At 38.1% G+C, this 9,563-nt stretch carries 8 protein-coding genes, 1 tRNA gene and 1 pseudogene; 5 read left to right on the forward strand and 5 right to left on the reverse strand.

Going from position 1 to position 9,563, the window contains the following annotated elements; all coding sequences use genetic code 11:
• Positions 1 to 22 precede the first annotated feature (22 nt).
• Positions 23 to 490, reverse strand: a complete 468-nt coding sequence (locus ACT3SX_RS11750) for a DUF1643 domain-containing protein (RefSeq protein WP_444761748.1) — start codon at positions 488 to 490, stop codon at positions 23 to 25.
• Positions 491 to 640: 150 nt separating this feature from the next.
• Here ACT3SX_RS11750 and ACT3SX_RS11755 point away from each other — a divergent pair, with 150 nt between their 5' ends.
• Entirely contained in the window at positions 641 to 1,462 is an 822-nt protein-coding gene (locus ACT3SX_RS11755; RefSeq protein ID WP_444761749.1) for a hypothetical protein, read from the forward strand.
• A gap of 298 nt (positions 1,463 to 1,760) precedes the next feature.
• Here the strand turns inward: ACT3SX_RS11755 and ACT3SX_RS11760 are convergent, their stop codons facing one another.
• Positions 1,761 to 4,628, reverse strand: coding sequence for a UvrD-helicase domain-containing protein (locus ACT3SX_RS11760; RefSeq protein WP_444761750.1), 2,868 nt, complete (start codon positions 4,626 to 4,628; stop codon positions 1,761 to 1,763).
• Positions 4,629 to 4,924: 296 nt separating this feature from the next.
• Here ACT3SX_RS11760 and ACT3SX_RS11765 point away from each other — a divergent pair, with 296 nt between their 5' ends.
• The 4 genes from ACT3SX_RS11765 to ACT3SX_RS11780 all read left to right on the forward strand — a co-directional run bounded on the left by ACT3SX_RS11765 (position 4,925) and on the right by ACT3SX_RS11780 (position 7,560).
• Positions 4,925 to 5,314, forward strand: coding sequence for a hypothetical protein (locus ACT3SX_RS11765; protein ID WP_089554776.1), 390 nt, complete (start codon positions 4,925 to 4,927; stop codon positions 5,312 to 5,314).
• A 215-nt stretch (positions 5,315 to 5,529) separates the two neighbouring features.
• Positions 5,530 to 6,282: a hypothetical protein gene (locus tag ACT3SX_RS11770; protein WP_444761751.1), complete on the forward strand. Its 753-nt coding sequence runs from the start codon at positions 5,530 to 5,532 to the stop codon at positions 6,280 to 6,282.
• A gap of 37 nt (positions 6,283 to 6,319) precedes the next feature.
• Positions 6,320 to 7,000 carry a hypothetical protein gene (locus tag ACT3SX_RS11775; protein WP_444761752.1) on the forward strand — a complete coding sequence of 227 codons (681 nt, stop codon included), beginning with the start codon at positions 6,320 to 6,322 and terminating at the stop codon, positions 6,998 to 7,000.
• An 83-nt stretch (positions 7,001 to 7,083) separates the two neighbouring features.
• Positions 7,084 to 7,560 (forward strand): hypothetical protein, encoded by a 477-nt coding sequence (locus ACT3SX_RS11780; protein WP_444761753.1) that lies wholly within the window; start codon positions 7,084 to 7,086, stop codon positions 7,558 to 7,560.
• A 216-nt stretch (positions 7,561 to 7,776) separates the two neighbouring features.
• Here ACT3SX_RS11780 and ACT3SX_RS11785 read toward each other — a convergent pair whose 3' ends face one another.
• From ACT3SX_RS11785 to ACT3SX_RS11795, 3 genes and pseudogenes are all read right to left on the reverse strand, one after another.
• A complete protein-coding gene (locus ACT3SX_RS11785; RefSeq protein ID WP_444761754.1) occupies positions 7,777 to 8,979 on the reverse strand; it encodes a tyrosine-type recombinase/integrase in 1,203 nt (400 codons plus the stop codon).
• 169 nt (positions 8,980 to 9,148) lie between these two features.
• Positions 9,149 to 9,221 (reverse strand) — tRNA-Arg (locus tag ACT3SX_RS11790).
• A gap of 73 nt (positions 9,222 to 9,294) precedes the next feature.
• A pseudogene (locus ACT3SX_RS11795) lies at positions 9,295 to 9,563 on the reverse strand (hypothetical protein); the annotation flags it as partial.

Below are 9,563 nucleotides of genomic sequence, written 5' to 3' on the forward strand. Positions count from 1 at the left end.
TCTTGTTTCTACCAAAGTTTACTTATCCTAATATTGTTAGTTCGGTATTGCCCTTAACGTACAAAGGGTGTTTAGGTTCACCAGTTTTGTTTACGTCTAAGCATAATAAGTCAACCTTTAAAAGCCCTTTTACTTGATTAGCTCTATCTTTATGGCAGCCGCTATTGCCCCAACAAGCCACGATCTTATCTACTTTATTGGGCAACTGAGCTAGGTAGCTATCATTTTCTGGACCTATGGGGCTTTCTTGTTCAATCATAACGGCTGGATTTGTAGCACGGTATGCAAATAAATTAGTCATGTATATCCCACCTGCTCCCCAAGATTTTGCGAACTCTATGCATCGACGAATGGTGGGATCATCTTCAATGCCATCAGCTGTTGATGGGTTTAGACCTATAAAGCCTACTAGCTTCTTAGTCGGATCCCAAACGCGTTCCAAAGAATACCTATAATTTTGACATTCAGAAATCTCAGCACTTTTTTTCATATTTCTCATTCCTCTATTTCTGTAAGTTAAGTTATTATTTATCAGTATACTTGTATACTTAAAGTATTAAAAGTTTGCTTTGCAATAGACGACGTCAATGTCATCCTGCAAGTAATCACATAATAAGACTATCTAGATGCGTGGATAATTATGGGAAATAGTATTCAAGATTATCTATCAAGAAAACAGCTTCTTGATGAGAAAAATATAGTAAGAGACCGTGTTTATTATGACGAAAGCTCTGATGAGGAGGACTTACAGAGAGTCGTTGATTGTGAAAAGTCATGCCATACTTCTAATGATAAAGTAGCTTCGAGTACTGCGAAGTATAAAAATAGAGACGTCTGTAATGGAGTACAACATTGGAGAGAAATATCGGTTGCAGTGTTGTACAAACCAAATATGGCTTATTTTCCGCCATCTATTATCGGTTATTTTATAATCAGCGATGATTGGGATGAGAAAATGCTATTAGCACTAAAAGAGAAGGTGGATGCTGATTTTCTAGTGGGCATACAAACAGGTAGTGATACGTTTGAACACCTCTTTAATCATCTGGATTTCATAAAGGCCATTGTTAAATGTCAGCCTAACGAAGTGGATGATTTAATCAATCTACTAGATGTCTACTCTCCACGCTACGAAATTTGTTTGAATGCTTATGATATTAAAAGCTTATTTGAATGCAGTAATTCATTTAAATTCATTCAGACTAGTGCTACAAATGTTTCTAAATCCGATTTAATAAAAGCAACTACACAAAATCTGATAAGCCAACTCCCTAGTGCTGAGCATATGAAAGGAGTATTTATTAATCCAGAGTACAGTGAGAGCCTTTCATTAGATGACCATGCTTATATAGCGGAAACTATTGAAGCATCAATCTATATTGATGGAGAGATATATTACAGTCAAAGTATGACTGAGGAGCTTAACTGTTTTCGTTTGCGAGCCATATATTCTGAAGCATAGATAGCTATTAGAATTACCTAAAATAGATCATATAAAAACTCTTATGTAAATAATCTAGAATTACTGTCAAACATCTGTATAGTTGTAATTAAAGCTAAAAATGTCGTGCATATGCTAGTAATGTGTACCGTCAATGCGCTTTGGTTTAATAAGTTCATTACTTTGACGGGATCAGTTACGTGCTGTTGATGCGCTATAGTCTAGCTTACTGCCTATAAGAGCATAGACGTATTTAAAAATAACGTGGAACTGGCACACCTCAATATACTAACTTAGATAGTCAAAAGCTATTAAATCCTTAGAAAATCTTGATTGTGTTTTTGCATTGATCGTCTGGAATACCATAACCACTACAGCCCCAAAACTTGCCAAATTTACTTTCGCGCATTTTCATGGGGCGACCACATTTATTACAGATTTTCATTGAATTACCACAGTCTCTATTGTTGCATAAGCTTTCATGCTGTCCATCAACAGATGGTGCCTCACATTTTGTACAGACACGCGCTTTACCTACTGTACAACCTTTCCCAGAGCTACAGCCATAAAAACTGCCATACTGTCCTTTTATTAATCGTAAATAGCCGTTTACGCAGTTAGGGCATTTAAATATTTTCCTATGACGTTCTTGAAACGATTTAGAGAAGATGTTGATGTCATATTTAGGGGCTAGTAACTCAAGAACAAATTCTGAGGGCGCTGTAGGACTAGCAATAATATACGATTTCTTTTTACAGCGCGTTATACCAACATACAGCAAACGTCGTTCTTCAGAATGAGGGAATGAGTCTAATGTTGGAAGTAGGGCTTCTGGAATAGCGTCCTCGCGGTTGCCATTAGGGAAGCCGCTTTTCCCTTGGAAGAAGCCAATTAAGATGCAATAGTCAGCTTCAAGCCCTTTAGATTTGTGAAAGCTCCAGAAGTGAATGTTTTTAGACTTTTCTTTACCTAGAAAATCACGTGAATCTTTTAGCAAATAATTATACCTAGCAATAATCGCTATTGAGCCCTCACGGTCATTTGCTCTAATCTTGCTGACAACCTCAGCGACTCTACTATAGAGACCATTCTCTTCACCAGTCTTATCATCTAGTAAATATACTTGTGGTTCATTAATCACGTCATGTGTTTTGATGTGTTTCTGATACTGCTCAGGGTTCTCCATGATGAACGTCCCAGCAGTATCAGCAATACTATTGTTATAGCGAAAGGTCTTTTGGAGCATTGTTAAGGTGTGCGGTCCAACCAGCTCATTGAATCTAGTGGTGAGCTCAAGTTTACCACCTGAAAATCGATAGATAGACTGCCAATCATCACCGACAACGGTTAATGAGGGATCAGGGCCTTTCTCAATGATACTGTTAACAAACTCCATCCGAGAAGCAGATATATCTTGAAACTCGTCAACAAGAATATATCTCCATTGAGGTTTGTATTGACCATTATCTACAACTGCTATTGCACGAATAATCATATCGTCAAAGTCAATCGAGTCAGTAGCTACAAGCTCTTCAACATACGCGTCATGCAAGTCCGTTAGAATGCGTGTCTTTTTCTTTGCTTGTGAGATGCCAGCTTTTTCTAGTCTATCAAGTATTGAGTTTTCATTGAGCCTTTCAAAACGAGTGGCTTGTAAAGCCTTGATAAGCATTTTGCTCCAAGTGGCAATTTGATTGCCTTCCTTGAGCTTAGAGAGTAATTCTTTTGAAGCCTCTTCAACTGAGTTTTTATCAGGAATAACCCCAACAGCAGCTAGTCGTTCTTCAAGACGAGCTTCGAGTGCATCTTCAGTCCAGTCATAATGGAATGTTTCCACTAAAACTGTTTCAAGCTCTTTATGCAATTTACGCTTGCTATCTATAGACTCGTTATATGCTTGCTTATCAATATCTGGTCGAGTATTACCCTGCCTATCAATGCCGAAGTGCTCGATGTAAATATTAGAGTCCGATATATGAAAATCAGGTTGGTAGTCAAAACCTATGTCAATTCTACGCTTACTGATATAACGCGCTTCATATTCGTATGCGATCTTATGAATAGCCAGCCAGTTAGCTATCCTGAGTTCCTGATACCCTTTGACCAATTCGCCTTGGAGAGTTCTAAACTCATTGTCTCTGATATGCCGCTCATACTCTTCTTGAGTCTTAAAGTCGAAAGGATTCACAGGTTCTGGGAATAGCGATATAAAATCGACCATTCTTTTGGGATCTTGTGTTAAATACTCTATTAGCCACTCTGTTACCCACGCACCAAGCTTTAAGCTGTCTTCAGTGAAGACGCTCATATAGGTTGAGATACCAGAATCCCCTAGGATTTTTCTACCTAAAGCGTGAAATGTTGAAATTTGAGGGGATTCAGTTAATACGATGCCTGAGTTCTCAGCTTTATCAGCAAGCCGTTTTTTTAACTCTTCAGCAGCTGATTTATTGTAAGCCAGAACTAGAATCTCTTGAGGTGCTGCTAGTCCCCTATCAATAAGGTCGAGGGCCTTGGCAACCATTACAGAGGTTTTGCCTGTGCCAGCAGCAGCCAGTACCATGTTCTTATCATTAGAGCGAAGTACACCCAGTCTTTGCTCATCAGTCAACGGGTTTGACTCTACGCTATCAAAAAAAGACTTTCTTCGTTCTAGGTTGATTTTTTCATGATACGCGCCTAAGGTTTCTTGTTTGATAGGGTAGAGGTTGTGTATCTTCTCAACTTCGCTAAACAACTTAGGGTTGCTAAAGTAATTCCATGGCACCTTAGCATCTTTATAAAATATAGACAGCTCATCTGCTAATGACTTGATTGGTTCTATATTAGAATCTCTAGGGTAGTTACTCAAAACTCGAAGGTTAAAGTCTTCAATTAGGTTAAGGAGATGGGGTTGTAATGAGTGAGCAATCTTTTTGTTGATAGACTCTAAAAACGCTGTAGAGTTAGTTTTGGATAAAAATTTGTGTTCTTGCAATGATTGATTGTTATGAACAAATAGAGTTGCGCCAAAGAATCCTTCTTCAATATAAGCAAACCTCTTAACTTCAGCGAAAGAGATGAGCTCTGTTGGTCCTTTTTTGGTGTCTATAAGCAAGCCTTGATCTGTCAGACGGACGCCTTTTTTACCAAAAATCTTACCAAGAAAATTAAAATTTAATTGATTAACCGTGATAATGTCTTTCACTTTTACTCTCTTATATCCTTCAGGAATTTCAAATTTCTGACCCTTTATAGCTTGGAATTACTTGAGCTATAAATTAGCAATATTATATTTTACTAAACTTTAGTATATCTTATATGTAAGCTTGTGACTTATTTGATAGTTAGTCAATAAACTTTGAGAGTCTTTTATAACGAATATCTGAATAAGATTATATTCTACCAACATGCTTCACTAAGTTATATGTAACAAGATAAAACATTTGTGTTATATTAATAAAATAATAAGGATTTGTAAAAACGTCAATTATTGGAGCGGTAATGAAACCTACTTACTTTTTGTCTTTAGCTTTTTTAACCCTGTCATCTCTTGTATCTACTAGCGCACTAGCTGCCCCTGGTTTTTCAAATGGTATTAATGTTTATACTAGTCAAGACGGTGGTGTGTATAGCACTAGTTGGACTGCATATCCTATGACAATAGAAGGGTATACGGGTGCTAACCTTAAAAAGCCAGACAATCTGTTGATTGCTTTAACAGCTGATGGTAAAACAAGTAGTTTTAGAGGGGTACTAAGCATTACTTGTTCAAGCCCAATAAACTCAACCATAGTAAGTGATGCAGATTATAAAAGCTTAAAAGAGGCAATGGCTGATTACACAATACCTCGCCCTGTAGTGAACAACCTCTTTGCCAAATTCTGTAAATAGCGATTACCATTTTATTAAGTCATTAAGAGTTGTCCATATAAACAATGGGCGACTTTTTTGTTTGTCTAGAAGATCCACATATTTATGAATTTAAAGCTGCAAAAGTGCTCAGTACATTAATGAAGATTTATTCGTATCCATTACCCTTTGCTAAAGACTAATTCTTCTTCCTATAATTCTTCCACTCATTTTCTAACAATATTAAGAGCGTAACTATGAAATCAGGTCATGTTTTATCATTGGTTGCTATAAGCAGTATTATTGCGTTATCTGGCTGTGCGGACAATAACAAAGTAGAAGCTACTCAAGAAGTCACTACTGAAGATTCAGCTGTTGCCGAAGTGGCTGCGGTAGAGCCAGTAGTTGCTGAAGAAGAGGTCGTTGTTATTGAAGAAGTGGTTGTCGAAGAAGAAAACGCACCTAGATTTGCTAAGGTTACTGATTACCTCGCTTTAAAGCCCAGTACTGATTGGCAGTGGGAAACGCTGGCTGAAATACCTGATGTGCGAGAATGGCGAAATAAAACACCTGCTTTAGATGGAGGTACCAACTATTCCATCATCGGTGATTTAGATGATCATAGCCATGTTGTAGCTTATGGTACTAAAACAAAACCAGGCTTAGTTAATATTAGTTCTGGTCAGGGCATAGCAGAAGATGAAACAACAAGTGCCGTTTATAAGCTTGAAGATCTATTTAGAGAAAAAGAATTAACGCGTGTGGAATCTAATTGCGATACAAACGAAGACTTTCCTTTTTCCCAGCATTTTTACAAATGGCAAAAAGAGGGCTATCAGCCCCTTTATGTCCTAGCAATGACAGAAGAAGGAAATTCTGGTACATCCAAGGATTTTGGTATTGCTAAAAGCTTTGAAGAGTTTTATAAGCCTGAAAACAGAGATATATACCCTAATTTAATAGATTCTGATGATGATGGTAATGAAATAACTTGTACTTTTAACCTCTAATACTCATTCAGTATTTTAAACGCTAATGGATTAAATTATGAAATCGAATCATGTGTTGTCAGTGGTTGCTATTAGTAGCCTTATTGCTCTATCAGGCTGTGCTGAGAGTCAAACAATGGGTACAACAGTAGTAAAAAGTGTTGGTTCTTTGGTGAATGAGGTAGTGACAGGCACTATAGTGGGTGTGCAACAAGGTTTGGGTAGCTCTCCCATAGATAATAAAAAAGTAGTTACAAGCAGCCCTCAAAAACTACCAGCAAGTGACATGGTCTATTTATTTGGTGATATGGAAGGTGGCTGTCTAGGTAAAAACTTGTCTTTTAAAACTTTTGACCAAAGTCAGGTGTCATTAGCGGATAGTATTAAAGGGGTATCAGAAGACTCTAGGTACTTTGTTAAGCCTAGGTCACAATGGTTATCAGCATATCGCGATACGATAAAAGACGTGAAAATAAAAGAAGGAAATGAGTTCACCGCATATCATCTAATATTCAAAGACGGCATTAAATATCGCGGGCAGCCTTTAGAAGAGTATATATTTATGTTTAGACCAGAATCTTCAGGTGCAGGCGAGGCTTTAAGGTTTGCACCAACTGCCAACCTCTCTACTGTTTTGCCCAACTTTAAATCTTATAAGATGGAGTATTGGGATGAGATAATAGATATGGGTGCAACTTACAACTCTCAAAACAAAACGATTACTTGTCTTTTTGATTAAACGCTCTAATCATATTATGCGATAACGTACACAGTTCAAACCAAACCATTTCATTAAACAACCAACCCACAAAAGGATTTAAAATGAAAAACAAATTGGTATCACTTACTGTAGCAGCAGCATTATCCCTTACCGGTGTATCAGCTTATGCAGCCCCTGCAGCAAAGGCAAGCACTAAACCAGCTACGCCGTTAAAGATCGGTACTACGGATAATGATGGCATGACAACATATAAAGGAAAGACTGTAGTCTCAGGAATTCTTGAATATAATCTGATTAATGAAGCAGGGTTTCCGGCTGAGTTTACTGTGGATAGCAAATCAAAAGCGATGATTCCCAAAGTACCTAAAACAAACTATCCTACTCAGTTTGCGCTTGAATCAGATAATCCTCAGATTGAGAAATTAAAGCTTAATAAGAATAAGTGCTATCGCATTCCAATGACAATAGAAATTGACGGATACTACAGTGTTAGTTATGAGGGTGGATACGATGGTGCTAATTTAATTAAAATTATCAAGAAAGGCACGCCAGTGCTAACAAGTTGTAATGTTGGATAAGACTAAGGTTGTCATACTAGTATATATTTGAAATAATCATTTAATAAAGCACTCCTAACTAGGAGTGCTATTAGCGCTCGTTATAAGAATGCTATCTAAGTAAAAACTAAGTGATAAAATATTGCTAATGTCACATAAAATATATCGTTAGCAATATTTTTAGGGCCTTGATAATAGGGTTCACTATTGACGTTTATATAGTTATTACTTTATTGCTCATGATTTCAATTTATCTAAATAATCAGCCCATTCTTGCAGCATATTTTTACGCTCACTAATATACTGAGTGCGGTTATAGGCGCGGCCGTGCAAGTCTCTGACCATGTGTCCTAATTGCATCTCAATGTATTTATCGTCATATTTCAGTATTTCTGAAATCATGGTGCGGGCGCTGGCGCGGAACCCATGTATAGTGTGGATATCACCACTGATACCAAGGCGCTTTAGCGCTTGGTTCATGGTGTTCTCACTCATTGGTTGGACGGTGGTGTGAATGGCTGGGAATACGAACTCACTTCTCTTATGCTCAGAAAGCTCAGTGAATATTTCTAACGCTTGTGTCGGTAATGGTACTATCAGTGATACCCCAGTCTTGCGTTTTGTCTTTCTAGGGGTAAATGTCCATGTACCTTTTTCTAGGTCTATCTCAGACCATTTAGCATATCTCATTTCTCCAGCTCTGACAAACAACATTGGCATTAATTTTATGGCGCATTTTACCTCAAAAGAACCATTGTAATCATCTATAGCGCTTAGCATGTGACCGAACTCATCTGGGTCGGTAATAGCAGGGTAATGCTTAATTGGCGGCTGCTTTAAAGCGCCCTTCAAATCTTGGGTAACATCACGCTTACATTTTGCCGTCTGTACGCCATACCTAAATACTTGTCCAGCCAGCGATTTCATCTTTAGAGCCGTTTCTAGGTGGCCTTTACTCTCAGTTGGCCTACAAGCATCAAGCACATCAATAGGCTCTATTTGGCTGATTGGCATGCCACCAATATGCTCACTTAGATAGGCAGCATAACGTCTATTATTCTTATGAGTGGCTGATGATAAATGTGTCTGCCTTGATATATACTCCTCGGCAACAACCTCAAAAGTATTATTAGACTCTAATACTTGTTGGCGCTCCTCAGCCCTTCTAACATTGCGAGGATCGTCACCATTCGAGAGATGGTACTTAATATCGGCCCTCATTTGCCTTGCTGCTGCCAGTGTAATTTCTGGGTATTGGCCTAGGGTCATTGTCACGCGCTTTTTGGTAACCGGGGTTGTAAAGTCTTGCCGCCATGATTTTGAGCCAGCGGTGCTGACATGGAGATATAGGCCACCGCCATCAGTCAGAGTGTAAGGTCTATCGGCTGGCTTGGCTGAGCTGACTTGAGTGTTATTTAGAGGCTTTACGATTTTTGCCATTTTTACAGTATCCTTTAGAGGTTTATGCCAGTGGTACTGTATATAATACTGTATTATTCACAGTATTCAAGGAGTGACTATGGGTAGATAGGGGCTTCTATAGGCAATAAAAAAACCCGCAAAGCCTTATATATGGGGCGATACGGGGTTGTGTGGTATATTTGTTAAGTGCGCCCACCAAGACTCGAACTCGGATCGATCGCTTAGGAGGCAACTGCTCTATCCTGTTGAGCTATAGGCGCATTATGGAGTGACATTGTAGAAAAAACGAGTCATAAAAGCAATCAACAAACGATAAATAGGTATGATTTCTTTTTATTTACCATTACTAAGGGCATCAGCGACATTGACTGAGGTGGTCTCTGCATCAGTTTTTATGAGTTTGGCTGGATTAAATAGCTCATCGACACTATTCTTATAACCTTCAATATTATCGTAGTCGTATGATTTTAAAATGTCTTGTCCGGTACTTGATAGTAAAAAATTACGGAATTTAATAGCAGTCGTATTATCTGTCAGAATAACGCCTTCAAGTGTATGATTGTCTTTTACCGCATAATTAAAAGAATTTAGAGTACGTGCTT

It is taken from the genome of Psychrobacter sp. AOP31-B2-9 (assembly GCF_052378005.1).
Taxonomy (GTDB): Bacteria; Pseudomonadota; Gammaproteobacteria; order Pseudomonadales; family Moraxellaceae; genus Psychrobacter.

Coding starts and splice junctions, on each gene's coding strand:
- ACT3SX_RS11775 (WP_444761752.1), top strand. CDS start 6,320: ATGAAATCGAATCATGTGTTGTCAGTGGTTGCTATTAGTAGCCTTATT.
- ACT3SX_RS11770 (WP_444761751.1), top strand. CDS start 5,530: ATGAAATCAGGTCATGTTTTATCATTGGTTGCTATAAGCAGTATTATT.
- ACT3SX_RS11750 (WP_444761748.1), bottom strand. CDS start 490: ATGAAAAAAAGTGCTGAGATTTCTGAATGTCAAAATTATAGGTATTCT.
- ACT3SX_RS11785 (WP_444761754.1), bottom strand. CDS start 8,979: ATGGCAAAAATCGTAAAGCCTCTAAATAACACTCAAGTCAGCTCAGCC.
- ACT3SX_RS11755 (WP_444761749.1), top strand. CDS start 641: ATGGGAAATAGTATTCAAGATTATCTATCAAGAAAACAGCTTCTTGAT.
- ACT3SX_RS11765 (WP_089554776.1), top strand. CDS start 4,925: ATGAAACCTACTTACTTTTTGTCTTTAGCTTTTTTAACCCTGTCATCT.
- ACT3SX_RS11780 (WP_444761753.1), top strand. CDS start 7,084: ATGAAAAACAAATTGGTATCACTTACTGTAGCAGCAGCATTATCCCTT.